This window comes from Bradyrhizobium sp. ARR65, from assembly GCF_000472385.1.
GTDB lineage: Bacteria > Pseudomonadota > Alphaproteobacteria > Rhizobiales > Xanthobacteraceae > Bradyrhizobium.
Window position 1 is genome coordinate 1 of record NZ_AWZU01000135.1, and the last position, 1343, is coordinate 1343.

Annotated in this window: 1 protein-coding gene; it reads right to left on the bottom strand. The window is 56.8% G+C overall.

Features of this window, described 5'->3' with window-relative positions; all coding sequences use genetic code 11:
• Positions 1-810: 810 nt before the first annotated feature.
• Positions 811-987 carry a hypothetical protein gene (locus F758_RS50645; protein WP_157450581.1) on the bottom strand — a complete coding sequence of 59 codons (177 nt, stop codon included), beginning with the start codon at positions 985-987 and terminating at the stop codon, positions 811-813.
• Positions 988-1343 lie beyond the last annotated feature (356 nt).

Genomic DNA, 1343 nt, shown 5'->3' on the forward strand with positions numbered 1-1343 from the left:
CGTGTACCCATAAAATCGAGCCTATTGAGCAGGGCATGCTCAAGGTCCGCTTTGGCCCGACAGCGGCGCTAAAGCAGACGTGGCGCCGCTTCGCAGTTGGGCACAGAAGGCGACATCACGGGCTTGGCCACATCTAGACCGGCCGCCGTCAAACTGAGGCGGCGTTTACACTTTTTCCGACTGCACCTCTGCTATCGCCTGCTCCAACTCTTCTGCAAGCGCCTTGTAGTGAGTCGTCAGTCGCCAAAAGATGTCGCGCTTGATCCTATTTTTCGACTCTCGGTGAAGGCGCTCGCGTTGAGCGATGTTCGTGCGAAGGGTCTCTAGGTGCGTTTGCATAATCCTTCAGGAACGTGTCTGCCGATGAAGCTCTGAGCAGTTGCTCCGAGAGGCGGCAGAGGTCGCGGGTCCGTTCGATTTCTCTGATGAGACGTTGCGTCTCGGGCAGGCGAGTTAGCTGAGAGTGATCCGGCATAGCCGCTCTCCATTGTATGCAGGCGGGAACGCAATCGGTCTCTCGGGGCGGCCTTACTTTGGTGGTCGCAATCCGGGCGACATAAGCCACTCCGTTATGTGAGACGTGATTTCCTTCTGTCGGGCCTTCCTGAGGAGGCTATCCCGTTTATGCCCTGGCGGGCAGGATTTGGCTTCGTCGCGCAGCTGTTGGGCTTCTAGATCAAGCTGGGCCTTTAAGGAGGCTTTCCGCCGGAACCGGATACGTCTCATATGGAGCATCCACTTGCGTTCCTGCTCCACAGTCAAAACTCAGAGCCAGGTAGATGGCTCCTAATGAGACATAGTGCATAGTGCTTACGGCACGCGTTTGAACTCCGCGATCTTTCGACCTTGATGCCACAGCTCTATGTCGTGGCCGTCCAGAAACTGATGAGCCTTTTCCTTGGCCTCTTCGTCGTCGCGACACCAAAACTCGAAGCGATCAATTACATGACCGTCGGGGCCTATAACAAACACCCGGTAGTCTTGCATGACGCGAACCTCGGAAGTGACCGCACCTGCACCTCGCTTGTATCAACCGGGGGACCCGGATTGGCGCGGCTTTCACCCTAGACGAAGCGGGGCGATCGCCTCAGCCCGCCGGGGCAATCCTAGTCGCCTGGAACCGGCTAGGCTTTAACCTATGACACCTGCGAATCGAGACTCTGTGCTGTATCCTTAGTTGGTTACGTGGATCGCCGGGGCGGCAATCGTCCCAGATACGCTTGCTCCTGAATTTTGCCTAGGTCCGCAACGGGAGCGCTTTTCAGAGATACCGCACAACGCCCGAGAGCGTTAATGACGTTAGTTTCAAAGTCAGATTGCAGCCCCGGCCAGCAAGAAAGCGA